General features: G+C 65.8%; 34 protein-coding genes and 1 pseudogene. 20 read left to right on the top strand and 15 right to left on the bottom strand.

Annotation, left to right across the window (positions count from 1 at the left end; translation table 11 throughout):
- The first annotated feature begins 143 nt into the window (after nucleotides 1-143).
- On the top strand, nucleotides 144-1,547 hold the full coding sequence (locus V5A53_RS03065) for a wax ester/triacylglycerol synthase family O-acyltransferase (protein WP_332312096.1): 1,404 nt from the start codon (nucleotides 144-146) through the stop codon (nucleotides 1,545-1,547).
- Nucleotides 1,548-1,586: 39 nt separating this feature from the next.
- Nucleotides 1,587-1,976 (top strand): DUF6276 family protein, encoded by a 390-nt coding sequence (locus V5A53_RS03060; RefSeq protein ID WP_332312095.1) that lies wholly within the window; start codon nucleotides 1,587-1,589, stop codon nucleotides 1,974-1,976.
- Nucleotides 1,977-2,061: 85 nt separating this feature from the next.
- Here V5A53_RS03060 and prf1 read toward each other — a convergent pair whose 3' ends face one another.
- Nucleotides 2,062-3,303: a peptide chain release factor aRF-1 gene (gene prf1, locus V5A53_RS03055; protein WP_332312094.1), complete on the bottom strand. Its 1,242-nt coding sequence runs from the start codon at nucleotides 3,301-3,303 to the stop codon at nucleotides 2,062-2,064.
- Nucleotides 3,304-3,404: 101 nt separating this feature from the next.
- On the opposite strand from prf1, the gene V5A53_RS03050 reads away from it, so the two are divergent.
- On the top strand, nucleotides 3,405-3,545 hold the full coding sequence (locus tag V5A53_RS03050; RefSeq protein WP_332312093.1) for a hypothetical protein: 141 nt from the start codon (nucleotides 3,405-3,407) through the stop codon (nucleotides 3,543-3,545).
- A 154-nt stretch (nucleotides 3,546-3,699) separates the two neighbouring features.
- Nucleotides 3,700-4,554, top strand: coding sequence for a universal stress protein (locus V5A53_RS03045; protein ID WP_332312092.1), 855 nt, complete (start codon nucleotides 3,700-3,702; stop codon nucleotides 4,552-4,554).
- Nucleotides 4,555-4,567: 13 nt separating this feature from the next.
- On the opposite strand, the gene V5A53_RS03040 is transcribed toward V5A53_RS03045, so the two are convergent.
- Nucleotides 4,568-5,524, bottom strand: a complete 957-nt coding sequence (locus tag V5A53_RS03040) for a succinylglutamate desuccinylase/aspartoacylase family protein (RefSeq protein WP_332312091.1) — start codon at nucleotides 5,522-5,524, stop codon at nucleotides 4,568-4,570.
- A gap of 136 nt (nucleotides 5,525-5,660) precedes the next feature.
- Here V5A53_RS03040 and hisI point away from each other — a divergent pair, with 136 nt between their 5' ends.
- Together hisI and V5A53_RS03030 are read left to right on the top strand one after the other, a co-directional pair.
- Nucleotides 5,661-6,026, top strand: coding sequence for a phosphoribosyl-AMP cyclohydrolase (gene hisI, locus V5A53_RS03035; protein ID WP_332312097.1), 366 nt, complete (start codon nucleotides 5,661-5,663; stop codon nucleotides 6,024-6,026).
- A 1-nt stretch (nucleotide 6,027) separates the two neighbouring features.
- Nucleotides 6,028-7,143, top strand: coding sequence for a DUF7118 family protein (locus V5A53_RS03030; protein ID WP_332312090.1), 1,116 nt, complete (start codon nucleotides 6,028-6,030; stop codon nucleotides 7,141-7,143).
- A 15-nt stretch (nucleotides 7,144-7,158) separates the two neighbouring features.
- On the opposite strand, the gene glmM is transcribed toward V5A53_RS03030, so the two are convergent.
- Nucleotides 7,159-8,529, bottom strand: a complete 1,371-nt coding sequence (gene glmM / locus V5A53_RS03025; protein WP_332312089.1) for a phosphoglucosamine mutase — start codon at nucleotides 8,527-8,529, stop codon at nucleotides 7,159-7,161.
- Nucleotides 8,530-8,730: 201 nt separating this feature from the next.
- Here glmM and V5A53_RS03020 point away from each other — a divergent pair, with 201 nt between their 5' ends.
- Nucleotides 8,731-9,504, top strand: a complete 774-nt coding sequence (locus V5A53_RS03020; protein WP_332312088.1) for a helix-turn-helix transcriptional regulator — start codon at nucleotides 8,731-8,733, stop codon at nucleotides 9,502-9,504.
- A 33-nt stretch (nucleotides 9,505-9,537) separates the two neighbouring features.
- On the top strand, nucleotides 9,538-10,326 hold the full coding sequence (locus V5A53_RS03015; protein ID WP_332312087.1) for an HVO_0234 family beta-propeller protein: 789 nt from the start codon (nucleotides 9,538-9,540) through the stop codon (nucleotides 10,324-10,326).
- 3 nt (nucleotides 10,327-10,329) lie between these two features.
- On the opposite strand, the gene V5A53_RS03010 is transcribed toward V5A53_RS03015, so the two are convergent.
- Entirely contained in the window at nucleotides 10,330-11,427 is a 1,098-nt protein-coding gene (locus V5A53_RS03010) for a DUF373 family protein (protein WP_332312086.1), read from the bottom strand.
- Between the two features lie 90 nt (nucleotides 11,428-11,517).
- On the opposite strand from V5A53_RS03010, the pseudogene V5A53_RS03005 reads away from it, so the two are divergent.
- Nucleotides 11,518-11,661 (top strand): annotated as a pseudogene (locus V5A53_RS03005) (RNA-guided endonuclease TnpB family protein); the annotation flags it as partial.
- A 46-nt stretch (nucleotides 11,662-11,707) separates the two neighbouring features.
- On the opposite strand, the gene V5A53_RS03000 reads toward V5A53_RS03005, so the two are convergent.
- Nucleotides 11,708-12,370, bottom strand: coding sequence for a DUF6517 family protein (locus tag V5A53_RS03000; RefSeq protein ID WP_332312085.1), 663 nt, complete (start codon nucleotides 12,368-12,370; stop codon nucleotides 11,708-11,710).
- 242 nt (nucleotides 12,371-12,612) lie between these two features.
- On the opposite strand from V5A53_RS03000, the gene V5A53_RS02995 reads away from it, so the two are divergent.
- Both V5A53_RS02995 and V5A53_RS02990 read left to right on the top strand, forming a co-directional pair.
- A complete protein-coding gene (locus V5A53_RS02995) occupies nucleotides 12,613-13,611 on the top strand; it encodes a radical SAM protein (protein ID WP_332312084.1) in 999 nt (332 codons plus the stop codon).
- 115 nt (nucleotides 13,612-13,726) lie between these two features.
- Complete coding sequence (locus V5A53_RS02990) at nucleotides 13,727-13,993, top strand: hypothetical protein (RefSeq protein ID WP_332312083.1); 267 nt, start codon at nucleotides 13,727-13,729, stop codon at nucleotides 13,991-13,993.
- On the opposite strand, the gene V5A53_RS02985 is transcribed toward V5A53_RS02990, so the two are convergent.
- Nucleotides 13,990-14,643, bottom strand: a complete 654-nt coding sequence (locus tag V5A53_RS02985; RefSeq protein ID WP_332312082.1) for a hypothetical protein — start codon at nucleotides 14,641-14,643, stop codon at nucleotides 13,990-13,992. The two genes, V5A53_RS02990 and V5A53_RS02985, sit on opposite strands and share 4 nt — an antisense overlap.
- 98 nt (nucleotides 14,644-14,741) lie before the next feature.
- Here V5A53_RS02985 and V5A53_RS02980 point away from each other — a divergent pair, with 98 nt between their 5' ends.
- The 4 genes from V5A53_RS02980 to V5A53_RS02965 all read left to right on the top strand — a co-directional run bounded on the left by V5A53_RS02980 (nucleotide 14,742) and on the right by V5A53_RS02965 (nucleotide 17,479).
- Nucleotides 14,742-15,236 (top strand): TRAM domain-containing protein, encoded by a 495-nt coding sequence (locus V5A53_RS02980; protein WP_332312081.1) that lies wholly within the window; start codon nucleotides 14,742-14,744, stop codon nucleotides 15,234-15,236.
- A 66-nt stretch (nucleotides 15,237-15,302) separates the two neighbouring features.
- Nucleotides 15,303-15,758, top strand: coding sequence for a Tfx family DNA-binding protein (locus V5A53_RS02975; protein ID WP_332312080.1), 456 nt, complete (start codon nucleotides 15,303-15,305; stop codon nucleotides 15,756-15,758).
- A 79-nt stretch (nucleotides 15,759-15,837) separates the two neighbouring features.
- Nucleotides 15,838-16,626 carry an SDR family oxidoreductase gene (locus V5A53_RS02970; protein ID WP_332312079.1) on the top strand — a complete coding sequence of 263 codons (789 nt, stop codon included), beginning with the start codon at nucleotides 15,838-15,840 and terminating at the stop codon, nucleotides 16,624-16,626.
- 82 nt (nucleotides 16,627-16,708) lie between these two features.
- Complete coding sequence (locus V5A53_RS02965) at nucleotides 16,709-17,479, top strand: DICT sensory domain-containing protein (RefSeq protein ID WP_332312078.1); 771 nt, start codon at nucleotides 16,709-16,711, stop codon at nucleotides 17,477-17,479.
- On the opposite strand, the gene V5A53_RS02960 is transcribed toward V5A53_RS02965, so the two are convergent.
- The 3 genes from V5A53_RS02960 to V5A53_RS02950 form a co-directional block, all read right to left on the bottom strand.
- A complete protein-coding gene (locus V5A53_RS02960; protein WP_332312077.1) occupies nucleotides 17,480-17,908 on the bottom strand; it encodes a universal stress protein in 429 nt (142 codons plus the stop codon).
- Nucleotides 17,909-17,969: 61 nt separating this feature from the next.
- Nucleotides 17,970-18,236, bottom strand: coding sequence for a hypothetical protein (locus V5A53_RS02955; RefSeq protein ID WP_332312076.1), 267 nt, complete (start codon nucleotides 18,234-18,236; stop codon nucleotides 17,970-17,972).
- Between the two features lie 70 nt (nucleotides 18,237-18,306).
- The gene (locus V5A53_RS02950; protein ID WP_332312075.1) at nucleotides 18,307-18,591 is read right to left on the bottom strand and encodes a DUF7091 family protein; all 285 of its coding nucleotides are present in this window, start codon (nucleotides 18,589-18,591) and stop codon (nucleotides 18,307-18,309) included.
- A 188-nt stretch (nucleotides 18,592-18,779) separates the two neighbouring features.
- On the opposite strand from V5A53_RS02950, the gene V5A53_RS02945 reads away from it, so the two are divergent.
- Both V5A53_RS02945 and V5A53_RS02940 read left to right on the top strand, forming a co-directional pair.
- On the top strand, nucleotides 18,780-19,709 hold the full coding sequence (locus V5A53_RS02945) for a replication factor A (RefSeq protein ID WP_332312074.1): 930 nt from the start codon (nucleotides 18,780-18,782) through the stop codon (nucleotides 19,707-19,709).
- Nucleotides 19,709-20,299 carry an RPA family protein gene (locus tag V5A53_RS02940; protein ID WP_332312073.1) on the top strand — a complete coding sequence of 197 codons (591 nt, stop codon included), beginning with the start codon at nucleotides 19,709-19,711 and terminating at the stop codon, nucleotides 20,297-20,299. Before V5A53_RS02945 ends, V5A53_RS02940 begins: the two co-directional genes overlap by 1 nt.
- A 66-nt stretch (nucleotides 20,300-20,365) precedes the next feature.
- On the opposite strand, the gene V5A53_RS02935 is transcribed toward V5A53_RS02940, so the two are convergent.
- On the bottom strand, nucleotides 20,366-21,373 hold the full coding sequence (locus V5A53_RS02935; protein WP_332312072.1) for an A24 family peptidase: 1,008 nt from the start codon (nucleotides 21,371-21,373) through the stop codon (nucleotides 20,366-20,368).
- 143 nt (nucleotides 21,374-21,516) lie between these two features.
- Here V5A53_RS02935 and V5A53_RS02930 point away from each other — a divergent pair, with 143 nt between their 5' ends.
- Nucleotides 21,517-22,104 carry a cysteine hydrolase family protein gene (locus tag V5A53_RS02930; RefSeq protein ID WP_332312071.1) on the top strand — a complete coding sequence of 196 codons (588 nt, stop codon included), beginning with the start codon at nucleotides 21,517-21,519 and terminating at the stop codon, nucleotides 22,102-22,104.
- 84 nt (nucleotides 22,105-22,188) lie between these two features.
- Here the strand turns inward: V5A53_RS02930 and V5A53_RS02925 are convergent, their stop codons facing one another.
- The 3 genes from V5A53_RS02925 to V5A53_RS02915 form a co-directional block, all read right to left on the bottom strand.
- On the bottom strand, nucleotides 22,189-22,506 hold the full coding sequence (locus tag V5A53_RS02925) for a DUF5789 family protein (RefSeq protein WP_332312070.1): 318 nt from the start codon (nucleotides 22,504-22,506) through the stop codon (nucleotides 22,189-22,191).
- Between the two features lie 207 nt (nucleotides 22,507-22,713).
- On the bottom strand, nucleotides 22,714-23,103 hold the full coding sequence (fer, locus tag V5A53_RS02920) for a ferredoxin Fer (protein ID WP_332312069.1): 390 nt from the start codon (nucleotides 23,101-23,103) through the stop codon (nucleotides 22,714-22,716).
- 177 nt (nucleotides 23,104-23,280) lie between these two features.
- Nucleotides 23,281-24,432, bottom strand: coding sequence for an inorganic phosphate transporter (locus V5A53_RS02915; RefSeq protein WP_332312068.1), 1,152 nt, complete (start codon nucleotides 24,430-24,432; stop codon nucleotides 23,281-23,283).
- 86 nt (nucleotides 24,433-24,518) lie between these two features.
- On the opposite strand from V5A53_RS02915, the gene hisA reads away from it, so the two are divergent.
- The gene (hisA, locus tag V5A53_RS02910; RefSeq protein ID WP_332312067.1) at nucleotides 24,519-25,235 is read left to right on the top strand and encodes a 1-(5-phosphoribosyl)-5-[(5-phosphoribosylamino)methylideneamino]imidazole-4-carboxamide isomerase; all 717 of its coding nucleotides are present in this window, start codon (nucleotides 24,519-24,521) and stop codon (nucleotides 25,233-25,235) included.
- A gap of 12 nt (nucleotides 25,236-25,247) precedes the next feature.
- Here the strand turns inward: hisA and V5A53_RS02905 are convergent, their stop codons facing one another.
- A complete protein-coding gene (locus V5A53_RS02905) occupies nucleotides 25,248-25,385 on the bottom strand; it encodes a hypothetical protein (RefSeq protein ID WP_332312066.1) in 138 nt (45 codons plus the stop codon).
- 68 nt (nucleotides 25,386-25,453) lie between these two features.
- Complete coding sequence (locus tag V5A53_RS02900; protein ID WP_332312065.1) at nucleotides 25,454-25,627, bottom strand: hypothetical protein; 174 nt, start codon at nucleotides 25,625-25,627, stop codon at nucleotides 25,454-25,456.
- A 137-nt stretch (nucleotides 25,628-25,764) separates the two neighbouring features.
- Between V5A53_RS02900 and V5A53_RS02895 the strand changes: the two genes are divergently transcribed.
- The coding region (locus V5A53_RS02895; RefSeq protein ID WP_332312064.1) for a branched-chain amino acid transaminase at nucleotides 25,765-26,352 on the top strand (588 nt) is incomplete at its 3' end.

Genomic DNA, 26,352 nt, shown 5'->3' with positions numbered 1-26,352 from the left:
GCCGACGACTAAAGCCCGTCTTTTTCCGGCGGTAGCTTCATTTTACTGTATTCGAAATCGCCACTAACAGATGTTAGTGGGCTCGACCGCCGCCGGGGGCGCACGACGACCGGAAACGAACGGACGAACAGGAGGCCGAGCGAATGCCTGGGTCTGACCCGCTGTCGGGCGCCGACAACGCGTGGCGTCGACTCGGAACCGTCGATAATCTGACGACCATCACCGGCGTGCTCTGGTTCGAGGACCCGATAACCTACGAGGAGCTGCGCGACCGGCTCGAAGAGCGCCTGCTCCGGTTCGATCGGTTCAAACAGTGCGTCGATACGAGTGGGTTCGGCCGCGCGCGCTGGGAGTTCATCGACGAGTTCGATATCGAGACGCACATCTACCACCTCTCGCTTCCGGAACCGGGGGATACGGCGACGTTCAAGCAGTTCGTCAGCAGCCTGATGAGCCGGCCGCTCGACGAGTGCCGACCGCTGTGGGAGGCCTACCTCATCGAGAACGCGGGCGACGGCGACGGTAACGCCGTCGCTTTCCGCATCAATCACAGCATCGGCGACGGGTTCGCGCTGCTGTACGTCCTCTTCGGGCTGGTCGATTCTCCGGAAGAGATCGAGATGCCGATGGGTATCGTGCCGAACCCGCCGAGTGCCGACGCGTTTCGGGACGAAGCGACGGAAGCGGACGGTGGGATAGGGACGGAGGCTGTCGATCCGCCCGCGGAGGCCGAATCGGAAGTATCTGCCGGCGAGAGGGGGACTTCGGTCGGTCCCGACGGGCCGCTCGATGCCGCCCGACTGGCCGGCAAGGCGGTCAAAACCGGCTGGGACATGCTGACACAGGAGGACGAAATCGAGACCTCCCTGCGTGGTGACCTCGGGACGGTGAAACGGGCCGGGTGGACCGACGAGATCGACCTCGCCACCGTCAAGGAGATCGGCGCGGTCCACGATGCGACGGTCAACGACGTGTTGCTCGGCGCGCTCGCCGGTGCGTTCCGGCGGGTACTGCAAGCCCGCGGCGACCCCATCGAGGGGCGGGAACTCCGGGTGAGCGTCCCCATCAACCTGCGGCCGATGGAGCAACGGGACGGGACGCTGGGCAATTACTTCGGACTGGCGTTCGTGCCGCTGCCCATCGGCGAGGCCGACCTCGACGAGCGTATCCGAATCATCCACGAGCGGATGGACGCGGAGACGGCCGGCCTCGAGGCGTTTCTGATGTATCTGACGCTGACCTTCGGCGGCCACACGCCGGATTTCGTCCTCGATCGACTCCTCGAACAGTTCGAAGACCAGGCGACGGGCGTCGTGACGAACGTTCCGGGCCCGATGGAGTGTGTGGAGTTCGCCGGCCACGAGGTCAGTGACATCATGTTCTGGGTGCCGCAGGCCAACGACCAGGGCATCGGCATCAGCATCTTCAGCTACGACGGCAGCGTCCGACTGGGTATCGCGGGCGATTCGAACCTGCTGGCGGACCCCGACGAACTCTCCGAGGCCTTCCGTGCGGAGATCGACGCCGAATCGGCGGACATCGAGTAGGACCGCGCCCCCTATTTATCAGGGGTGGCTACCGTCGGTATGGACTGTCCGAACTGCGGTGCCCCGATGGTTTCCTTTGCGGTACCCGAACGGTTCCGCGAACACGCGCCCGACGAGAGCGACCACGCCGCGCTCTGTCCGGAGTGTCTCACGCTTTCGACCGCCGACTCGGCCCCGTCGGCGCCGCGTTTCGACCGCATCACCAGTACCTTCCCCGAGGACGACGCTGCCGTGCCGCTAGCTATCGCTATCGGCCTTCTGGATTCGCTGGCGCTGCACCGCCGGGATATCGAGGCCCTGCTGGAAGCCGTCGAGGAGGCGGGAACCGACCCGCTGTTGATATTCGACCGGCTTCAGGCACAGGGGGGCGTCGACCCCGTTTTCGACCTCGAACGGCGGCGAGTGCAGGTCGAACAACTGCTGGAGTAAGCGACGACTGAATACGGCACTTCTGCGAGGATGGGGGACGAAAAGCGATGAGGGCCGTGGGGAGCTCCCTCGATTCTGACCGTCGTTAGACGCCCGTCGAGTAGCGGAGGATGCCGGCGATGCCGCCGAAGGCGGTCAGGAGCTGTTCGCCCTTCTCGAAGTCCGTCGAGATGAACTGTATCTCCGAGCCGCGCTGTTCGGCCAGCTCCATCAGGTGGTCGATGGCGTCCTCGCGTTCGACCACTTCGGCCTCGCCGCCACCGTCGCAGGTGTGGTCGGGCGTCTCGGCGCGGCGATCGACGAGTTCGAACTCCTCGCGGCCGTCACAGTCGTAGGTGACGACGTCCTTCCGGAGGTCCTCGCTGATGAGCAGGCGGTCGACCGAACCCATCATCAGGTTCTGTCGCGTCGCGTCGAAGCCGTAGGTCGCCTTCTGGCCGTCGTGGAGTTGCTCGAAGAACTCCTCCATCTCGACCTTGTCCTGCATGAGTTCGGCCTCGGCCAGTACGTCCTGGCCGGCGTCGACGAGGTCGTAGAGACCGGATTCGTCGGTGTAGGAGACGTCGAACTTGCCCAACACGAGGTCCTGCAGTTCGTGGTGGAGGTAGTCGCCGTCGAGGAACTCGTCTTTGGTCGGGGAGGGACCGCCGACCAATATGCCGTCCATCTCGTGACGCTTGGGGACGAAGAGGTCGTCGGCCATCTCGGCGACCTCCTGATAGAAGTTGTCGATGGCCTCCAGTCGGAGTCGGGCGAATCGCTGGGCTGACTGGCCACCTTTTCGCTGCTTGCCCGGCACCAGCGAGGAGGCGGACTTGACTGGCTCGACGCGTTTGCCCTTCAGCCAGCCGACGTTGGCCTCCCGGCGGTCGAGGACGATGAGGCCGTAGAGGCCCTTGTCGCCCAGCATCTCCTGTAGCGGTTCGGTCAGGAAATGTGAGTCGCAGTGATACCGGAACGACTCGATGGGGTCCGGCGGCGATTCGAGGACCTCCGTGACCATGTCGGTCTGGCCGCCGCCGGCGTCGACCGCACCGGAGAAGATGACCATCCCGTTCTCCGGCGGGTAGACGTCGTAATACTTCAGGCGGTCCTTGATGCTGGTGAGGGCGTCCTGTACCGCGGTGCGGGTCTGCTTGGATTTGATGTTGGACGCTTCGCTGTGCTCCTGGGTGACGTGGGCGACCACGTCGCTGATCTGTCTGTCCTCGGGAATGTAAATCGAGACGAGCTGCGTGCCGGACCCAGAGTAGTCGTCGAGTTCCTCGATGACCTTCTGGAATTCGTATTTTTGTTTGTCCGACTGCTCCCCTTCGTCTTCGCTCATTACTCGATGTTTTGCCCCCCGAACGGTAAAACTCCGTCCTTTGGGACGGAGCCTCGGTCGAGAAGGCAAAACCTATCGGTGGAAATTCCCAATCGTCAGATATGGCAACCCCGACGGATTCGAACGGCGGCGTTCAGCTCTCGTGGATAGCAATCTTCCTGCTGCTGGCGCTCGGGTTGGGCGCCTCGGCGATTCTGTACGTCGGCGGGAGCATCCTCCCGACTATCGCGCCGCTCCTGTAGGGCTTCCGACGCCTCGGCGGCACGAACCGTCCTCGCTCACCCCCTCGTTTTCCCCTCCGTACGGTATCGACCGTGCCCGGACCCTATCGACGCATGTAGTCGGGTACGCCCGTTCGGTCGTGGTTTTATAGGTCCCATCGACGTTGACTGACGTATGGTGGACCGTCTCCTCTTTCCGACGGACGGCAGCGATGCCGCACAGGCCGGCTTCGAGTACGCGGTCGCGCTGGCGGCGGATACGGGTGCCGAACTCTTCGTTCTCCACGTCGCCGATACCTCCGAGATCAGCCACACGCGCGTCGACGGCGAGGTGGTCGACGCCTTCGTCGACGAAGGCGAATCGATCGTCGAGGAGACGGTCGCGAGTATCGGAACGCAAGACGTCGACGTGACGACGGACGTCGTACAGGGCGTCCCCGACGAAACGATCGTCCAGTACGCCGAGCAGTACGATATCGATACCATCGTGATGCCGACGCGGGGCCGACAGGGCGTCCAGTACCTCGTCGGAAGCGTGACCGAACGGGTCCTCCGACGGGCACCGATACCCGTCATCGCGCTCCCTCCCGGTGCCGCTTCGGGGGCACGGTTCCCCTACGAGGAGATCCTCGTCGCCGTCGATGGAAGTGCCCCGTCGGCGGCGGCGGTAGCGGCCGGCATCGAGACGGCGTCCCGCCACGGCGCATCGCTGCATCTCGTTCACGTCGTCGAGGAGTCGCTTCTGGGCGGCCGACTCCCCGGAGACGTCGATGCCGCGGCGGGTTCGCTGATCGAGGCGGCGGTCGAGGAGGTCCCGTCGTCCTTTTCGGGGTCGGTCACCACGAGCGTCGAACGGGCATTGTCGGCCGAGCAGGGCCTGTTGAATTACGTCGAGGCCAACGATATCGACCTCGCGGTGTCCGGTTCCAGCGCGGGGTCGGGACTGAGCCAGCACCTCATCGGCAGTACGACGGAACGCCTGATTCGGAACGCGTCGGTTCCTGTGATGGCGGTTCCCGAGGAACCGTAGTTCGACGCCCGCTTTAGAACTGATCGATGTCCGTTCCGACCGAGCAGACGTATTCACCGGTCGCGACCTGCGGGAGTCGGCGGTGGCGCCAGAAGACGCCCTTGGAGTCGGCGGTGACTTCGGCTTTGACGGTGCCGAAGGGGTCGGTCACCTCGAAGAGCGTATCGCCGCGTTGGACTTCGTCGCCGAGGTCGACCGTGAAGGAGACGAGGCCGCCGGCGGGTGCCCCGTGCTGTTCGAAACTGGAGGCTCGCGTCTGTGGCTGGCGTTCGATGTCGCCATCGAGGAACCCGTAGTAGTGGAGGACGTTGAAGAGGCCCTTCACACCCTTTCGAATGGATTCTTCATCCCAGCCAACGGCGCCGCCGAGTTCGGGGTCGATGGTGGGGATGCCCTCGTCGGGGGCCGCGCGGGCGAGTTGGCCGTCCGGGCCCTTCTGGTCGAGGATGTGACCGCAGCCGAAGACCTTCGCGAGTTCGAGGCAGTCCCGATGGAGTCGGTGGCGGCTACCACAGCGGACCCGCGTCTCGTTTATCATACAGGATGTCGAGCCCTGATGGAGGTCGAGAACGAGGTCCGCACTGCTGGCGGCATCGAAGGTGGCTGCAGCGATGCGTTCCGACGCCGTCCCGGAGGTGTCGCCGGGGTAGGCCCGGTTGAGTTTCGTGTCGTCGATGGGGTTGCGGTGTTCGGCGACCTGGAAGCCGTAGTAGTTGACGATGCCGACGATGAGGATCTCGCCGGCCAGTTCCGCCGGATCGAGTTGGGGGACGAATCGCTGGATAACGCCCAGCCCGTTGAGTTCGTCTCCGTCGGAGACGGCCTGCATATAGAGGGTCTTGCCGTCCCGAGCGCCGTTAATGACGGCGACCGGTAGCCCGACCTCGGACCCGTCTCTGGCCTCGCCGACCGACAGCCGCCCGGTGTCCATCTCGCCGGGGTCCGCATTCGCCGTGCCGAGGGTCGTCATTACTACCAATCGTCGGCCGGGCATTCTTAGACTTACTGATACCCGTCGGGTTTTCCGACTGCCCCGCTCGTGGCGTATTTCAACCCTTTCGATGGGCTGGGGAAAAGGCCTATCCCGACGACCGACCCACTTTCCGATAATGAGTGTCGACCTCGCCTTCGACGAACAGGAACTTCTGCCCGCGGTAGCACAGGACGCCGACAGCGGCGACGTCCTGATGTTGGCCTACGTCTCCGAGGAAGCCTTCGAGAAGACGAAGGAGACGGGCTATGCCCACTACTACTCCCGGAGCCGCGACGAACTCTGGAAGAAGGGTGGCTCCAGCGGCCATACCCAGGAAATCGAGGAGATCCGCGTCGACTGTGACGGCGACGCGTTGCTGTACGTCGTCCACCAGGAGGGCGGGGCCTGCCACACGGGCTACGAGAGCTGTTTCCACCGGACGGCCGACGGCGAGTTCGTCGGTAACAAGGTCTTCGACCCCGACGAGGTCTACGAGTAACGTGTCCGACGCCGCCGCGGAACTCCGAGACGCCTGCGAGCAACTCCGCGAGTGCCGCGAGCGCGCCGACGAACGCGAGGGCCTCGACGAGGTGGCCGACGCCTACGAGGCCATCGAACGCGTCCTGAATCGCTGGGAGGAGCGCGCCACCGACTGGGACGACTTCGAGGGCTACGTCGAGTTCCGCAACGGCATCTCTGAGACGCTGGAGTCGATTCCCGAGGACGTTCCGGAAAGCGACGCCTTTGTCGAAGCCGACCGCCACGTCAAGACCAAGGGCGTCTCCAAGTCGCTCGACGAAGGGGATTTCGAGGCCGCTCGCGAGGCGCTTTCGCCGGCTGCCGAATACGCCCAGTTGCGCGAGGAACTGGAGGCCGCCGAAACCCGCCACCGGAAGGCCCGCCAGCGTGCGAGGAACCGCCGTCGCGAACTCGACGACCGCATCGACGACCTCGAACGGCTGGTCGAGTTGGGCGAGGCCGACCTCGATGCGCCGGTCGAGGAGTTACGCGAGCCGATAGAGCGGTATAACGAGGCCGTCCGGTCGGATTTCTCGGCGTTTCGTCGCGAAGCCTCGGCCCGCGAGTTCGTCGAATGGGTGAAGACCGCGGCGGCGGCCCCGCTGGTCGAGTACGACACGCCGCCTGAACGACTGCTGGAATACGTCCGCGAGCAACCGGCCGGGACGAATTCGGTCACCCAACTGCTGGAGTACGCCGACTACTCGGGGTCGAAACTGAGCCACTACGTCGACGACGCGGATCGCCTCAAGCGCCGCGTGGCGACCAACCGGACGTATCTCGAAGGCCTCTCGGCCGACCCGCTGTGTATCGGCTGGCCGCCGCCGGCTGCCGGTACCCTCCGATTTCTGGCCGACGAACTCGTCTCGGTCGTCGGGCGGTTCGCCGACGAGGAGACGGTGGCCGTGCTTCGCGGGGTACGAGCGCTGACGCGACGCGAGGAGTACGACCGCCTGCGGACGGCCGCGGTCGCGCGCGCGGAGATGACCGACGAGGAGCGACGGCGGGTGGCAAGCGGTGCGGTCGCCGAGGACCTCGAATCGGCCCGTGAAACGCGACGGCGCATCGAGGCGGCGCTGGACGACTGCGAACTGTAGCCGGTACGGTCCCTGTTACTCCCGTGCGGATTCCATCGCCTCGTGCATCCCCGCCAGCAGGCGCTCGGCACGGTCGCGGTCCCGCGCCTCGGCGTAGATGCGGACGAGGGGTTCGGTGCCACTGGGACGGGCGAGTACCCACGCGTCGCCGTAATCCAGTCGGTAGCCGTCGATAGTCGTCAGTTCGGCGTCGGCGTCGGCGGCGTAGGATTCGGCCGCGCCGAGCATAGCGCCGCGTTCCTCGGCATCCGCGTACTCGAGGTTGACGCGGACGTTGGCGTAGCCGGCGTGGGCGGCGGCGACCTCGCTGGCCGGTCGGTCGACGAGCAACGAGAGAAAGCGGGCAGCGGTGTAGGCGCCGTCGCGAGCGATACGATACTTCGGGAAGATGATGCCGCCGTTGCCCTCGCCGGCGATCGGTACCGCATGGCCCTCGTTGCGGAGTTTTCGAATCCGGGAGATGATGTAGGTGCTGCCGATGGGCGTGAGCTCGAGGCCGGCATCGGCGCCCTTGATGGCGTCGACGAGACGCTGGGAGACGTTGACCGCCGAGACGGCGATTTCGCCTGCATCGAGTTCGGCGGCCGCGAGGGCGGCCAGGGCGGCGTCGCCTTCGATGTGGTCGCCCGTTTCGTCGACGAAGATGGCACGGTCGGCGTCGCCGTCGTGGGCGATGCCGACGTCAGCGTCGGTCGCCCGGACGAGTCGCCGGAGGTCAGCGAGGTTCTCGGTGACGGGTTCGGGGTTTCGACCGGGGAAGTGGCCGTCGGGTTGCCCGTTGACGGTGACGACGCGACAGCCGAGCTCGCGGAAGAACTCGGGGTTGGTGAGACAGCCGGCGCCGTGGCCGGGGTCGACGGCGACGGTCAACCCGGCGTCGGCGATTCGTTGGCGGTGGCCCTCGCGGTCGAGGTGGGTCAGTAGTTCCTCGACGTAGGTGGTGCCCGCGCCGTCGATGCGGCGGTGGCCGCCGGTATCGTCGTAGCCGACGAGGTCGATGTCCTCGGCGAGCAGCCGTTCCTCGACGCGTTCGAGGGTTTCTTGCGGGAGTTCGACGCCGTCGCCACCGATGAGTTTCACGCCGTTGTATTCCGGTGGGTTGTGACTCGCCGTGATCATGACGACGGGGACGCCCTCGCGCTCGGCGTAGGCCTGTGCGCCGGGCGTCGGGACGACGCCGAGGCGGTGGACCGTACAGCCGACGCCGGCGAGCGCGCTGGCGGCGGCGTCGGCGAACATCCGGCCCGTCGTACGGGTATCGCGGGCGACCGCGACCGTCTCGGCGTCGAGAACCGTGCCGGCGGCGGCCGCGATCCGGCCGACGAAGGGTGGCGTCAACTCCTCGCCTGCGATGCCGCGGACGCCGCTCGACCCGAACACTTGCATGTACGACTACTGGGAGGGTGGCGGCAAAGGGGTTCCGGGACAGGGGTCGGACCCCGATACGCTGGAGGGCAGCGCCAGCGGGCGCATCTATTCGTGGAGTCGGTTGGGCCTTCATGTTATGGCCCGACCGTTGTCTCGTACTGCGAACGATGTTTCGCGAGGCGAAACGTTCAGTACCGTGCCGCCCGAAAGTATCGGGAAATGAGTAACCCACCGGACGTGGGAATCGAGCGACCGGCCGTCGCCGACCTGCTGGACAAGCGGGCGGACCTGCTGGCACGGTTGGCCGACGGGGCGAAGTCCCAGCGTGCCCTTCGCGAGGGACTCGACCGGTCGCGGTCGACCGTCTACAAGGCGGTGACCGAACTGGAGGAGGCCGGCCTCGTCACCGAGGGCGCCGACGGCTACGAACTGACCGGCGTCGGGCGGTTGGCGTGGCGTCGCCATGACGCCTACCGGGCGCGACTCGACCGCCTCGTCGCCGCCGAACCGATCCTGAACGCGATTCCGGCCGACATGCACGTGCCGCTGGCGGCCATCGAACACGGACGGGTCATCGTCCCCGGACGACACGCCCCCGAGCGACCGCTGGACCACCTCGAAGCGCTCGCCGAGGACGCCGACACTCTCCGGTGTTTCTCGCCGGCCGGGATGCCCCGGTACTTCTCGGACATCCACGAGCAGGTCGCCGCCGATGACCTGACGGCGAAGTTGGTCATCGAGGACGACGGCATCGAGCGCGTCCAGACCGCGTACGACCGCTTCGAGGCGGCCGTCGACGCCTCAGCCTTCGACGTCCGAATCGCTGACGGCGAACTCCCCTTCGCTATCGTCGTCTTCGACGAGGCCGAACTCGGACTGTTCGTCTACGACGACGGCAGCCTCGCCGGTGCGGCCTTCTGTGACGATGACGCCGTCCTGACGTGGGGCGAACGGCTGTTCGACCGGGTTCACGAGCAGGCGACGCCGGTATAAACGCTTTCGGCGGATGCCGCCCCGCCTACACATATGACCGACGAGGACATCACCATCGACGAAAAGCGGGTCTACGACGAGAAGTCGGGAGCGACGACGACCTACGTGGCCACGAGCGTCGGCCTCGCGCGCGTGAACGTCTCCGACGACATCGTCGGCGAGTTCAGCCTCGAATACCGTGGTGAGACCGCCGACGTGGCGGCCGACGGCCGCCTTGCGGTCGCCACACCCGAGGACGTACTTCTGGAGACCGACGACGGTTTCGTCGAGACCGGCTTCGGCCCGGCGACGGCCGTCGGGTTCGACGAGAATCTGCTGGCGGGTGGCGACGGCCGCCTCGCCCGCTACGACGACGGCTGGGAGACCATCGCGGAAATCGAGGACGTCCGGGCCATCTCCGGCGGCCTCGTCGCTGCGGCCGATGGCGTCTACCGGACCGACGGCACATCAGTCGGGCTCGATGGGGCCAACGACGTGGCCGCGGACGGCGACCTGCTGGCGGCAACCGACGCGGGACTCTACTACCTCGCCAACGGCTGGATGCAGGCCCGAGAGGGAGCCTTCCTCGTCGTCGCGGCCGACGACGACCGTGCGCACGCGGCCACCGCTGACGGACTCTTCGAGCGGACGGACGGCGGTACCGATAGCGGCGACGACTGGATGCCGGTCGACCTCCCGGTCGGCGGCCGGATCGCGGACGTGGCCTACGACGAGCCGACCTACGCGGTCACCGAAGACGGGACGTTCCTCGCGAACGCGGGCGACGGCTGGCGGCACCGCTCGCTGGGGCTGCCGGGTGTCGTGGGGCTGGCGGTGCGATAACGCTCAGCCGATCAGTTCCGATTCCGACTCGGAGTCGCCAGTCGGCGAGAACCGCTGTTCGGCGACGGCGAAGGCGAGCGTGCTGGCGAGGCCCAGCAGGGTGCCGGCGGTCAGCGTCGCCGCGAGATACGAGAGGCCGACCGACTCGATATCGAGGAAGAAGGCGCTTAGCCCGTGGAGGACGATGGCGATCGCGACCACGTAGAAGGGTGCGTTGAGGTAGCGCCACCGGAAGTTGCCGGCCAGATACTCGTCGGTGATGCGGCCGAGGGCGGCGACGATACCCGCGGCGGCGACCCACTGCACGGCGCCGAAGACGAAGCCGGCGACCGCAGCGAGCGGTTGGGGGTCGGCCATCCCGTTGACGGTTTCGAGGCCGCCGACGCCGCCGACGACGATAAGCGCCGCTGCGACGACGTAGGTGATGAGCTGGGCCCGCCCCGAGAACAGCCCGACGCGGACGCGTTCGAGCGCGCTGTCGATGGCGTCTTCGAGGCCGAGGCCGCGAAAGAGGATGTACAGGCCGATGAGCGCCGAGACGACCCCTAGCGTCGACCCCGGCAGGCCGATGATGTCGGCGACGATGGCCACCGGATAGATGAGCAGCAGGATGCCGAGCGGGACGAGAATCGTCCCGCGGGTCTCGGGGTCAGCCAGCACCTGCTTGAAGGTGTAGTACATCGATTCGAGGTCCTGTGCCTGCCGGACGACGACCCGGCGGACGGCGTCGATAGGCACCCGCGAGCGGATGACCGGCAGGACGGACTCGTCCTGTGCGCCGTCGGTCACGACGAGCGCCCGGACGTCCTCGCCGGTCGACAGCGAGGCGAGGACGGTGTCGACCTCCTCGCCCACCTTCCGGTTCGCAGAGACGTCGGCCTTCGCCGTGCCCGTGACGACCGCGACCTCGACGCTCTCGTCGTCGATGACGTCGTGGAGGTGGACGCCCTGGAAACAGACGTTGACGTCGGAGTCCTCCGGGTCGGCGTTCGCGAGGGCGACGGCGGCCTCCTCGACGTTATCGCGGCCGACGACGGGGGTATCGAACTCCGTCTTCCGGCCGAGGTCGTCGTCGAGGTCGACACAGAGGATGAGCAGCATCGCTCGTTGTCACTCCCTTTCACGCGGGCGCTTAAGTTCCTTCCGTCGAACTTTTTGCACGCTCGGGCGCCTGCGGCGCCCTCGCGGCAAAAACTAGGGCTGGGATGGCCCGAAGACACGCCCGTGGAGACTGTGACCGCTACGGACACATCTGACTTTCAGCGTGTGTCTGCAAGTCACGTCGTAGAAACGGGAAGCCTCGGGGTCGTCCGAGAGAGCGAAGCTCTCTCGTGATGACGAGACGCCTACGGCGTCTCGAACCACGTGACCCCGAGGCGATTCACTCGCCGCTGTGCTCGACGCCGCCCATCAGCGTTCGAACCGTGCTCTCGTTCCGGCCGAACGCCGTCGGATGACCGGCGAGGGTCACGACGAAATCCTCACCCAGCTCAACCGGTTCGCTGACGTAGAGATATATCTCGATTCCCTGCCCGATTTCGACGAGGCGCGCGTCGGCCGTAAACCGCGTGACTGCCGTCGTCTCCCCCGCGACCTCGGTCTCGAAACTGGCGTCCTCCTGTACGTTCCGGATGTTGTCGTACCGGTCCTGAATCATCTCGGCGATGGCGACGGTGTCCATATCCGCGATGGGGTTGAAATCACGGCCGAGGATCGTTATCGTCGGCGTCGACAGCGTCGCGAAGACCGCCGCCTGAATCCGCGTCCCGAGAAACCCGAGTTCGATCGCCCGGTCGTACTCCGAGATGACGCTCGTCACCTCGACGGTTCGGGAAATGCCGAACCGGCTGAACTCTCGGGTCTGGACGTCCTCGACGGTCCGGTAATGCGAGTAGCCCGTCTCGTTTTGGACGTTCGCCGAAAGCGTCGCTTCGGTTGCCTCGAAAGCCGCCCCCTCGGAGGTGAGTTGCCCGGTACAACCAGCCAGCCCCGCAGCACCGACCGCTCCCGTCGCCGCAAGGAACTCACGTCGCGTGTTTTTCATCGTGTGTAGGGACGCGATTCGCGTTCATGAGTTCGTCGGCTAGCAGGGTAACACGCCGCAAGTAGGACGAGTTTATAAGTGGAGCGTGGCGACGCGACCGGGAACAGCCGGAGAGTCGGGTCGGTCCGATACTTCGGGGATGGGATCTTCGTTTCAGTAGCCGTCTCCAGCATCGACGAGGTCCGACTCGGGGACCCACAACGCACGACTTTTCCCGTTCGACGGATAAACAGGGATAACGAATGATCTCGAAGGGCTGTGAACAGTGCGCCGTGGGGGGCAAGATGGTACTCTTCGTCTACGGGTACTGCGACCAGCGTGACTGTTTCTACTGCCCGCTGGGCGAGAACCGCAAGAACGTCACCCAGACGTACGCCAACGAGCGGCCCATCGAGAACGACGAGGAGATCATCGAGGAGGCAAAGCGCATGGACGCGCTCGGCTCCTCGATCACGGGCGGGGAACCGCAAGAAGCCATGGAGAAGACCTGCCGGTACATCGAGTTGCTGAAAGACGAGTTCGGCGAGGACCACCACACCCACCTGTATACGGGCATCACGGGCGGCCGCGAGAACATGCGACGGCTCGCCGAGGCCGGTCTCGACGAGATTCGCTTCCACCCGCCGCTGGAGCTGTGGGGCGACATGCACGGCACCGAGTGGGAAGAGATCCTCTACATCGCCCGCGAGGAGGGACTGACGCCGGCCTTCGAGATTCCCGGCATTCGCGCGGAACCGGAGTTCCTCGAATTCCTCGATGAGGGCGCCGCCGACTTCTGTAACATCAACGAGTTCGAGATGTCCGACGGGAACTACCGCCGGATGCAGGAGGAGGGCTTCGAACTGCAGGAAGACCACATGTCGGCCGTCGAGGGCTCGAAGGACGACGCCATTCTGGAGGAGATGGCCTCCCACGAGAAGGTCTACTTCTGTACCTCGGTGTTCAAGGACGCCGCCCAGCACCGCTCGCGGCTCAAGCGGATGGCCCGGAACATCCAGCGGGAGTTCGACGAGATCACCGACGACGGCACCATCGTCTACGGGAAGACGTGGGTGACCGAACAGCGCCTCGAGGAGTTGGGCGTCCCCGAGGAGTTCTACACCGTCAAATCCGACCACGTCGAGTTGGCGTGGTGGCTCCTCGAAGAGATGGTCGAGGAAGGCGACCTCGAAGACGGCGAAATCGTCGAGCAGTATCCGACCTACGACGGGACGGTCGTCGAGCGGACGCCGCTGGCGTAGAGGGAGCATCCGGCCGAGCGGAGCGAGGCCGGCCTGATCGGTCGATTCTTCCCCGCTGTTTCCGCGGAACTGCCACGGCCAGTCTCCCTTTTATGCCACCAGCGGTACGGCCCCTATGGGAAGCGACAAGCCGCCGCTGTTGGGGCTTTTCGGCATCGGGAGCGACAACCGCATCCCGGCGCGGGTCGACCTGCACGACGACCTGAATCTGGTCGACGCCGTCGACCGCCTCGAGTTGGGCGGCGTGCTCCTCTTCGGACAACTGATCCTGCTGGGACTGTTCACGAACCTGCCGATCACCGCACAGGTCGGCATCGCGGGGCTGGTCGTCATCGTGCTGGACCTGCTGGACCGGAAACTGCTGGCGCGGTATCTGGATTAGGCCGTTCCGGCGCCGAAGGCGACGAACGTGCCGATGACGACCAGCACGCCCCCGGCGGCCAGTCCCTCCGTCGGCCGGCCGGTCACCGTCAGCGCGGCGAAGGCGACGAGGCCACCACCGAGACAGCCCACGAGCGCTATCGTTCGGGTACGACGTTCGATGGGACCGCCCCGCTGGCGGCGGTAATCGACCGCCGCGGCCCCGAGGATGGCGGCCGCCGCCGCCCCAACGAGCAGGTTCGACACCGCGGCGTAGGCCAGCAGGCCGGCGGTCCCGAGCAGGCCGACGGCGAGGGTCTGGTCGGGCGACAGCGGGTTGACCGACTCGCCGAACCGGGCGTGATACAGGGCAGGGGGGACACCGACGACGAGTGCCACGAGCGCCCCGAAAAGGGTCTGTCCGATGGCGATGCCGTAGAGGAGGATGGGCGCGCTCGCGAGGAAGCCGGCGGCGAGGACGTAATCCGGGACGAAGACGCCCGTGGGGTCCTCCGAGCGGACGATACCGAAGGCGACGAAGGGATAGAGGACGAGCGCGCTGACCAGCAGGGTACCGAGGTGATTCGACGAGAAGAGCAGGCCGAACAGCGCGAAGGCGAAGGCGAGGACGAGCCCGACGAGCGGGGCGGCTTCGGGGACGCGACGACTCATCTACCCATAGGTTGGGCGTCGACCGGCAAAGCGCTGGCGTTGGCGACGGGCGCGTCGGACCCGCAAGCGTTTAATCGACAGCGGGGCAATCCAACCGTATGCCGGACTGCCCACTCGCGGACGATTGCCCGCAGTTTTCCGAACGCATCGAGGGCATGGGATGTCAGCACTACGGCGACCGCGGCGGTGCCGAGTGGTGTTCTCACTACAACCAGCCCATCCGCGACCTGAAACAACAGCCCGTGAAGATGGGCGAGAAGGTCGTCGTCGACGTCGAGGATATCCACGAATCCGGCGCCGGCGTCGGCAAGACCGAGGACGGCTTCATCGTGATGGTCGACGGCCTGCTGCCGCCGGCCCGCGCCGAAGTCAAGATCACCGAGGTACGGTCGAGCCACGCCCGCGCCGACATCGTCGAGAAGATTCCCGACGAGGACGAGAAAGAGGAGGCGGACGACGAGGAGACGGACGCCGAGGATGCCGACGAAGCCGAAAGCGAGAGCGAGACCGAGGACGGCGAGGGCAAAAGCGACCGCCAGAAGGCACTCGACCGCGAGCGACTGGGCAGTCGCGAGAACTTCTGGGGCAACTAAGCCAGCCGTGTCACCCCGATCCGCCGTATCGGTTCTCGATAGGTACGACCCCGTTCGATACGACCCATGAGCTTTCCGAACGTCGACGACCTGCTCGACCGTGCCGGATTCGATGCCGAGGAGAGCGTCCTGACCCGCCGGCAGGCCGAGGTACTCGCGCTCCGCGAGCAGGACATCCAGCAGGCGACCATCGCCGAGGAGTTGGGCACCTCCCGTGCGAACGTCTCCAGCATCGAGGCCAGCGCCCGCCAGAACATCGCCAAGGCCCGCGAGACGGTCGCGTTCGCCGACGCGCTGTCGGCGCCCGTCCAGTTGACAGTCGAGGCCGGCACCGACCTCTACGACGTGCCGAACCGCGTGTATTCGGCCTGCGACGACGCGGGCGTGAAGGTGAACCGGACCGCCCCCGAGTTGATGAAGTTGGTCGGCGACGCCGCTGGCGACGCGGTCCACGGCCGCGAGGTCCGCCGGGACATCACCGTCACCGTCACCACCGACGGGACCGTTCAGGTCCGCGAGTAGCAGACGCGGCGTGGCCACGACGTGACGCCGACGCTGCCGCGAGGTGCCCTTTTATACTGCCGGCGGACGACCTCCCGATATGGATCTCGGAATCGATGGTAACGCAGCGCTCGTAACGGCTGGAACCGCAGGATTAGGGCTTGCAAGCGCGGAGGCGCTGGCCCGTGCTAACTGCGATGTCGCGGTCTGTGGCCGCGATACGGACCGCCTCGAACGGGCGGAAGCCCAGTTAGAGCAACTCGGCGACGGTGACGTACTCGCCGTCGAGGCCGATATCACCGACGAGGCGGAACTGGAGGGCTTCGTCGACGAAACCATCGAGACGTTCGGCCGACTGGACCACGTCGTCACCAGCGCGGGTGGCCCGCCCTCGGGGCCCTTCTCGGAGACGACCGACGAGGAGTGGTACGACGCCTACGACCTGCTGGTGATGAGCGTCGTCCGAACCGTCCGGGCCGCCCAGCCGACCCTCTCGGAGGACGGCGGCGGCACCGTCGTCAACATCACCTCCCGGTCGGTCAAGGAAGTCATCGACGACCTCGTCCTTTCGAATTCGGTCCGACGGGCTGTCATCGGCCTGATGAAGACGCTCTCCCACGAGTTCGCCCCTGACGTGCGGGTCAACGCCGTCATGCCGGGCGCCCACGAGACGAGCCGTATCGAGGAACTGGTCGAACAGGGCGTCGAACGCGGCGATTACCCGGACTACGAGGCGGGACTCGACGACTGGTCGGAGGGCATCCCGCTGGAACGTGTCGGCGACCCCGAAGAACTCGGCGAGGCGGTCGCGTGGCTCTCCAGCGAGCGTGCCTCCTACATCGACGGCGCGGCGGTGCCGGTCGACGGCGGGTCGACGCGAAGCGTCTGATACGGGTCGTACGAACGGCTCGTTTCGGCCGTGAATTCTCGCCTGCGATTTAAATAGCGCCACGCCTAGTTTTTGATAACGAATGGACACGAACGGACGTGATTCGCTGCGGGAGTTCCTTTCGGAGCGGGACCTGCCGGACCGGACGCTCGTCGTCCTCAATCGCCGAGAGCCCGAGCCGGTCCAGCGGCTCTTCGAGGAGTCCTTCGGTGCGCTGTCGGTCGATATCGAGGAGCGAGAACTCCCCGAGGCGACCGACAACGTCGTCGTCCTCCTCGAAGACGGGGAGGTCGTCGCCACCTCGCCGCTCGAGAAGCTCCAGAACGCGGTCCTGTACGTCAACTCCGACCTCTACCGAACGGGGCTGAGCGGCGTCGACAAACACGAGGCGCCGTCGGTGCTGACCGCCCTCGACGAGATGGTCTTCTCGCTTCGGGGCTTCCCGAAATCCAACAAGGAGAAACTCCTGCTCATCGTCATGTCCCGGTATATCGAGAACCGGGCGCTCACGGCCGACGATGGCCGACTCGACGTCGCGTTTCAGGAACTCTCGCGGATTCGAGACGAGCGGGGGACCGAGACGGTTTATAAGCGGTTGGCCGAAAGCGACGTCGAAACCCACATCTACGGCCTGCCGGATATCACCTACGAGCGGGACGGCCTCCACATCCACACCGGCACCGGCGAGGAGTACCAGCGGTCGTGGTTCGTCGTCTACACGCCCGACGTGTCCGATGCCGACCCGGCGGCGCTGGTCGCCATCGAGACGGGGCCGAACATCTGGGAGGCGATGTGGACCTACCAGTCCGAGCAGGTCGAGGACATCCAACAGCACATCATCGAGAACTTCTGATCAGGCCGACCGGACGATGAAGACGTCGTAGTCGAGGCCGGCCGCGACCGAATCGCCGACACTGGCGATGGGTTTGACGATGCGGCCGGCGTTATCGCTGCCGACGAAGACGACGTCCGCCTCCTCCTGTCGGGCCACTCTTCGGATCTTGGTCGCGATCTGTCCCTTGCCGGCGTAGCGGTCGATATGTTCGGCGCGGAACTCCGCATCGGGGGCGATCTCTAGGGCCGCCTCCCGGAGGCGTTCGGTGGCGGCCTCCGGGTCGTATTCGTTGCCCTCGACCAGTCCGTACTGCTCGGCCAGCGACCTGTCGGTCGGAAGGACGCTCACGATGACGAGGCGTTCGTCGTTCGACTCGGCGAAGGCGGCCGCCCGCCTGAGCGCGGTACTCGACAGGTCGGTGCCGTCGAAGGCGACGAGATAACTCATACTCGTCTTCAGGGACAGGAACGTAATATAAGACCGCGGTCGCGGACCGTCCTGCGGGCACTCACAGCATATCGTTTTCGTCCTCGGTTTCCCGAACTACGAGCCAGTAGACCGGAAGCGCGATGGCCAGTCCGAAGGCGACGAGGGCGACGAGGCTCCCGAGGGTCCGTGAGTCGGTCACCTGCTTCACGGCCAGCAGGGTTCCGACGAGGATCAGCACGCTGAGGGCGACACCGAGACCGACGGCAAGCGTATAGACGAAAAGCTGGAGGCCACGACGGGCGAGTGCCAGCGGGCGGTCGACGGGGAAGGAATCGCTTCGAGCCATCAGGTCGGGCTACAGCAAGCAAACCACCTCGTTCCTGATAACGGTTACTGGACCAGACCCCGACGGTGGCCTACCACGTTTCGATGCGGTCCTCGCGGATGTCCTCGACACAGCCGCGGCAGTCCTGATGGTCGGCGTCGAAACACGCCGGCCGGGCCTCCGCATCCAGGGAGACGGCGCGTTTCTCGGCGTACCGACGGCAGACGATCCTCGCCCGCCCCTCGTCATCGGTCGGAAGCCCCGCGAGGGTCGCCGTTTTGGCGTCGCTGTAGGCCTTCTTGGCCTCCGCGTACTGCTGGCCCGCCGACTGCAGTTTCGTCCGCAGGAGCCGTTCGAGACGACGACGGTTGCTCACACTCGCCGTTTGGAACGCGGTCCACAAAGAGTCGTCGGCCCCGTGAGCGATCACGAAGGAGCCGATACCACGACCAACCACTCGCCTCCGGCCGGTTTTCACTTTCACTCCGCTACCGACGACTTTTATACTATCAAGCACCAACCGGCGTACGTCTCCCATTGAAAACACGCGGAGACGGACACACCATGACAGACCTGCGACAGCACGCGGACGAGATACACGAACAGTTCTCCGACTCGCTCGATGTGAGCGTCGACGAAATCGAAACACGCCTCGAGACGCTGGTCTCCGAATACCGCGTCCCCATCGAGGAAGCGCGCCGCAGCGTGGTTTCGACCTACCTCGACGAGGCCGACATGGATCGGGAGGAACTGGCCGGCGGCGGCAGCGAGGCCGCGAACGTCGAGGACATCGACAAACCCGAAGAGTGGCTCGACCTTACCGTCAAGGTCGTCGATCTGTGGGAGCCCCGCGCGGACTCCATCGCACAGGTCGGCCTCGTGGGCGACGAGACCGGGCGAATCAAGTTCACCAAGTGGGCGAAAAGCGACCTTCCCGAGCTCGAAGAGGGGAAGGTCTACCGCCTCGGCAACCTCGTTACCGACGAGTACGAGGGCAGTTTCTCGGTGAAGCTCAACTCCACGACCACCATCGAGGAGGTCGACGAGGACATCGAGGTCGGCGACAACGCCGACGAAGTCGAGGGCGCCCTGGTGGACATCCAGTCCGGTTCGGGCCTCATCAAGCGCTGTCCCGAAGACGACTGCACGCGCGTCCTCCAGAACGGCCGCTGTTCCGAACACGGCGACGTCGAAGGCGAGTTCGACCTCCGTATCAAGGGCGTCATCGACGACGGCGAGGCCGTCCACGAGGTCATCTTCAATCAGGAGGCCACGGAGGAACTGACCGGCATCACGCTCGATGAAGCCCAGGAGATGGCGATGGACGCCCTCGACACCGAGGTCGTCGTCGAGGAGATGGGCGAGACCGTCCTCGGCCGCTACTACCGCGTTCGCGGCCCGACGATGGGCCGGTACGTGCTGGCCGACGACATCGAGACGCTGGGCGCACCGGACGATGCCGAAAGCGTGCTGATCAAAGCGAGGTCCCTGTAATGAGTGAATCCGCACCCACCCGCGAGGTCGCCCGACGCGCCTTCGCGGCCGAGTTCAACGACGCAACGTACACGTTCAAGGAATCCGACGACGAGCGCGCGCCCGTCTACTCGCTGCTCCCCACGGGCGAGCGGGCCAACCGCGTCTTCGTCGTCGGGACGCTCACCGAGACGGAGGACGTCGGCGAGGACTCCGAGTACTGGCGCGGCCGCATCGTCGACCCGACGGGCACGTTCTTCGCCTACGCCGGCCAGTACCAGCCGGAAGCCGCCTCGGTGCTCCGCGAGGCCGAAACGCCGGCCTACGTGGCCGTCGTCGGCAAACCCCGAACCTACGAGACCGACGAGGGCGACGTGAACGTCTCCCTGCGGCCGGAATCAATCACCGTCGTCGACGCCGGCACCCGCGACCGCTGGGTCGTCGAGACGGCCGAACGCACCCTCGACCGTATCGAGACGTTCGACACCGTCGACGAGTACGACGCGATGGCCGAGACGCAGTACGACGTCGACCTCGGCATCTACCGCGACCAGGTCGTCAAGGCACTGGAAGACCTCGAAGAAGACGCCGAGGTCGCCGCCGAAGCCTAACTCCCACGCGCTCTTTTCCCCTTTCGAGCCGCCGATGCATCGACGAGCGATGGCTATGCCTCGCCGTCAGGCCATCCCCACGGCCCGCATCAGCGCGAACAGCAGATCGCCGAACGTGAAGGCGAGAACGAGGCCGACGAACATCGGGACGATAAACGGGATGCCGGGCGTGATCCAGGCCCGTTCGCGGTCGGCGGCGGTCAGCGTCTCGAGGCCCTCGCGCAACTGCTCGGGGGTCGCCCCGTAGGCGCTGTACTCGTCGAGGAAGCGCTCGGCGCCCCACTCGTCGAGCGGCCGGACGGCGGGCGTCGGGGCCTCGACGGTGGCGTCGCCGCCGTCGGTCAGCGCGCGTTCGTCGTCGACGATGGAGCCGTCGCCGGGGTCGTTACGCTCGGTGGGCAGGGGGTGCCGATACCGGTCAGGGTTCGCGCGGAGTTCCGAGAAGGAGATGCCGCGCCAGCGCAGGTACATTCGAAGCGCGTCGATATCGAGGCCGCTACGGGTGAAGCCGTCGCCGGTTTCCAGCAGGCGGCCGTACTCGCTCAGGACGTCGTCGACGGCGACCGGTCGGCCGATGAACATCGCGGGCGTGAGTTCGCCGTTCGGGAGGTTCCGCACCGCGAGCGCGACGGGATAGAAGAGGCCGACGAGTACCGTATTCGAAAGCACCGTCAGCGAGAAGACGCCGAGCGGTGGCATGTACGCGGGGTAGGCGCCGCTGGTGAGGTAGAAGGTCGGGTAGACGGGAACGACCACCGCCAGCGTGATGACGGCCTTGGCGTCGGCGCCGCCGAAGCCGCCGAGTCTCCAGAAGACGTAGCCGAGCGGGGCGACCAGGCCCACGGAGAGGACGACCCGAATCAGGAAGAACTGCTGTTCGTAGGCCGAAATCCCCGTCGCAAGCCACGCGTCCCAGACGAGTGCGAGGAACCCGACGACCAGAAGCGGCGCCCACGTCCGGTTCGGGACCCGGCGCGTCCGGACGTCGCGGTAGGCCGCCCACGCGAAGACGGGCACCGCGAGCAACCGGAGGAGGTCGGGACCGGTAGCGAGACCGAAGACGGGCGAAGACACACGCCGTCCTGCGGCGAGCGAGTATATAAACGCCCGGCTTCGGGACGGCTCGACCGGCATCGGTGGACGTACGTCCACTCGTTCGGAGATACCGCCGGAGAGGGAAGCTATATCCACGCCGCTCGGGTACCTGTTCGTACAGTATGCCGTACCGGGATTACGAGACGCTCGACCTCGACCGGGTCGCGCTGGTGCCTATCGACGTCCAGCAGGGATTCGACGACGAGCAGTGGGGCGACCGGAACAATCCCGACGCGGAACGCCACATCGGGGAACTCATCGAGGCGTTCCGCGAGGCCGACCTCCCGGTGTTTCACGTCAAACACGATTCGACGGAACGCGGGTCGCCGCTCCGGCCGGACCGACCCGGCAACGCGTTCAAGCCCGGGGCGGAACCGAAAGACGGCGAACCCGTCATCACCAAGGAGGTAAACAGCGCGTTCATCGGGACTGACTTCGAGATGCGCCTCCGGGAAGCCGGGATTCGACGACCCATCTTCGTCGGGTTCACGACCGACCACTGCGTCTCGACGACGACGCGGATGGCCGAGAACCTCGGCTTCGAGCCGTTCGTCGTGGGCGACGCCTGCGTCACCCACGACAGGAAGTTGAACGGGACGCGCTATGCGGCCGAACAGAACCACCGCATCGCGCTGGCGCAACTCTCGGAGGAGTTCGCGGAGATCATCGAGACGGCGACGCTTCTGGCGGCACTGGAAACACGCCACTGAGCCGGTCGATACTCGCAGTCGTTACTCCCGTTTCGAATGCCGCCCTGTGGAACAGCCGTTCGATGCCGCCCGAGGTTCGGGCGGTCACAGCGATTCGTCGTCGGCTTCTTTCTGGGCCTTCGTCTCTCCCCCGCGGTCGGAGTAGCGTTTCCGACCGATAGCTCCGTCACCGACCATTCCGACGACGTTCCGTTTGACGTCATCAGCGGACTCGAACGTCACTTCGCCCTGCGGTTCGAGTACCGCCCGAAGCGTCTCGGTCCCGTCCTCGAGTTCGAGTTCGTGGTCCCCGTACGCATCCAGCAGTTCAGCCCCCGTCATCGGGTACTCGGCGTCTTCGAGGGCCTCGGCCAGCGGCCCGAACTCGACGCCCTGTCGACGACTGTCGTCATCGTTATTCATACACGAATAATGGTGTGGAATATGCAAAGGGCTTGCTGGGGCTGATGTCGTCGGTCGGTTATACAGTCCCCGTGCTACGGGCGTGTTCCGTCATCGCGCAGAAACGAGATAAATCGGCATTTGAACGTCTCTATACGCAAAATCGGCCAGAATCACGGTCGTCATGATTCCGGCGAACCCGCAGTCGTGGGACGCGGGGAAGACGGCTTAGATGACGCGGTTCTGCAGGTAGTCGAGGTGCTTGGCGTTGTAGACGATCCTGACCGTGTCGGCAGCCGGGCTGCCGATACAGGTCAGACGGACGCCTTTCTCTTCGACTTCCTCGTCCGAGAGGATCTGCTGCATGTCCATCTCGATTTCGCCCTCTTTGATGATGGCGGCGCAGTTCGCACAGGCGCCGGCACGGCACGAGAAGGGCCAGTCGTAGCCCTGTGCCTCGGCCGCTTCGAGGATGTACTCGCCCTCGGCGACGTCGAGGCTACCGTAGTCCTCCGCGTCCAGTCCCGCGTCGGCGGCCTGCTCGAAGAGGTCGTCGTCGTCCATGTCCATCCCATGGTCGTCCAGTACTTCGTAGTTGAGGTATTCTACCGTGGGCATCAACACGTGAGTTCACGCCCCTATGTGTTGAAGGTTGCTGTTACAGCCAGTGCGTCCGCCGTACACGAACGATTGTGCACTTTCGGTCCGACCCGTGAGACGCGTCGGTCGGCCGGCCGGAGAAAAAACCGCAAACGACCGTGACGGCGGCCGAACGCGGAATCCGCGGGCTGGGTGTCAGATCGGGAAGAACCGGAAGATCAGAAACGCGCCGGCGGTCGCCAGCGTGGGCACGAAGTTCTGCATCAGGATGACTCGGCCCGTCGTTTCGGGATCGAAGAGGTCCGAGGCCGCGGGGATGTCGTCGACTTCCTCCTCGCCGATGGGCGGGGCGTTCTCGCCCTGTTTTTCGGTGTCGCCGACGGTCGCACCCTCGTCGGCTGCCAGCGCCCCGACAGAGACGTTCGCACCCTCACCACGGACCGCATCGCGGGCGGTCGTCGTCCGGGTCGCCCGACCCCAGCCGAGGCCGATGATGCTCATCGTGGCGATGATGACGAAACTCGCGGGGATGCCGATGGCCGCGAGGGCGGCCGTCGCCGTCGAGGAGACGACGGCCACGACGATAGCGGCCGTCAGCGGCAGTTGGGTCAGGTCGCTGCCCATCGTGTCCAGCGTCTTCCGAGCGATGGTAAAGGCACCGACGCCGACCGCCACTACCGCCAGCAGGATGGCGATGTTCATCGAGAGTTCGCCGCTCCCGACGAGCGGCGCGACGGCGTTGGCAGCGTTGGAGGCACCCGCTGAGAACGCCATCAAACAGCCGATGGCAATGACGACGATCGCACCGACCATCTCGCGTCGCGTCGCGTCACCACTGAAGGGACTGCCGTCGGACTCGGGGATGGCAATCCACTCGTTGAGCGTCGGGTAGAAGTATCGGCCAATGACCCCGCAGACCCAGAAGGTGATGATGGGTGAGACGATCCACCACGAAACGATGCGACCCATCACGCCCCAGTTGAGCGACCCCGTCGCCAATCCGAGGCCGGCAATCGAGCCGACGGCGGTCATCGACGTCGATGCGGGGACGCCGAAGGAGTTGGAGATGAACAGCGCAAAGCCGATGAAGAACAGGACGATGATGCTCGCTTCGAGCGTAAAGAGCTCGCTCGGAACGATACTCCCGCCGAGGGTTGCGATGACTTCCCGGCCGATGGTCCAGCCGCCGATGAAGAAGAAAATCGTCATGAGCGCGGCCGCAAGGACCTTCGAGAGGACGCCGGCCCCGACGGCCGGCCCGAAGGCCGGCGCCGTCGACGAGCCACCGATGTTGTATCCAACGAAAGCGGCGACCGCGATACCGACGACGAGTAAGAGTTCCACCATACGAAGCGAAACGATGGGGCGGCAGATAAGCGCCGTGCTTGCGAGTAATGGGTGGGTTTTTGATGTGGCGCTGCCCCGATACCAACATGTTCGAGGGGTTCGAGGTGATTCCGGCCGTCGACATGCAGGACGGACAGGTCGTCCAGCTGGTCGGCGGCGAGCGCGGGACCGGAACGGAGTACGGCGACCCCGTCGAGGCGGCCGAACGCTGGGTCGAGGCAGGCGCCGAGACGCTACATCTGGTCGACCTCGACGGTGCCTTCGAGGGCGACCGGGGGAACGCGCCGGCCGTCGAGGCGATCCTGGAAGCCGTCGAGACGGACGTGCAGTTGGGCGGCGGTATCCGGACCGCCGCCGACGCGACGGGCCTGCTGGAGTTGGGCGTCGACCGCGTCATCCTCGGCACCGCGGCGGTCGAAAACCCCGACATCGTCGGCGAGATCAGCGACGAGTATCCCGGCACCGTGATGGTCAGCCTCGACGCCAAGGGCGGCGAGGTCGTCGTCTCCGGGTGGACCGAGGGGACGGGACTGGACCCCGCCGAGGCTGCCGCCCGCTACGAGGAGTTGGGTGCTGGCGCGATCCTCTTTACCGACGTGGACGTGGAAGGGCAACTGGGAGGGATCCGCCGCGAACCCGTCGAGCGCGTGGTCGAAGCGGTCGATATCCCCGTCGTCGCCAGCGGCGGCGTCTCGACGCTCGACGACGTGCGGGCGCTGAAAGCGGTCGGCGCGGCCGCCGTCGTCGTCGGGACCGCCCTCTACGAGGGACGCTTTACGCTCGAAGAAGCGATGGCGGTGTAGCCCACCCCGGCCTCATCGGACCAGCGCGTGGAGCCGCCGGTAGACGGCCGCCGCTCGCGCCAGCAGGCCGGCCTTGGTCGTCGGCGGCAACGCGGGCCTGATGGGGTCGGTGAGGGCTGCCGCGACGGGCAGCAGGTTGCGGGCGCTCATACGCCACTCTCCATTTATCCGCCCACCACAAAACGTTCAGTCAGACGGCCGTCACGCGGTCGTCCGACCTATATGGCGTCTTCGAGCGCCTTTCCGAGTTTCGGGTATTTGTCGGTCAGCCAGTCACGAAACAGGATGAACCCGACGACGACCACCAGCGCGAAGACGATGCCGCCGGCCGGTCCAAGCCGTTTGACGCTGAGTTTCCACGCCGACCACGCGAGACCGAGCAGTTCGAGCATATTTCGATATCGACCGCACGGTACAAAAAGACGGCCGCCTCGACTGGGGTCGACGACCGGCGAGAACGGGGCGAGACCGTGTGAGCGCTCGGCAATAATCGTCAACACTCATTACGGGCCCGGTCCACAGACGGAGTATGTCTTTCGAGGAAATGGACGTCGACACCATCTGGCAGGACGGAGAGTTCGTCGACTGGGACGACGCACAAACCCACATCCTGACGCACTCGCTGCATTACGGGACCGCCGTCTTCGAGGGCGCCCGCTGTTACGATACGGTCAGCGGCCCCGCGCTCTTCCGATGGGAAGAACACCTCGACCGCCTGTTCGACTCGGCGAAGGTGCTGGACCACGACATCCAGCACACCCGCGAGGAGATCACCGAGGCGACGCTGGAACTCATCCGCGGACAGGACCTGGAATCCTGTTACATCCGGCCGCTCGTCTACTACGGCTACAACTCGCTGGGCGTCTCGCCGAAGGACTGCCCGACCGAGACGATGGTCGCCTGCTGGCCGTGGGGTACCTACCTCGGCGAGGACGCCATCGAGAACGGCGTCGACGTGATGGTCTCGTCGTGGCGCAAGCACGCCTCCAGCCAGATCCCGACCAACGTGAAGGCGACCGGCCCCTACGTCAACTCCATGCTCGCCGGCGAGGAGGCCCGCCGCAACGGCTACGTCGAGGCCATCGTCCTCAACAAGGAGGGCAACGTCGCGGAGGGG

This window comes from Natronomonas sp., from assembly GCF_036625485.1.
Lineage (GTDB): Archaea > Halobacteriota > Halobacteria > Halobacteriales > Haloarculaceae > Natronomonas.
Note: the sequence above shows the minus strand (reverse complement) of the source record. Positions and strands in the feature narration are given on the sequence as shown.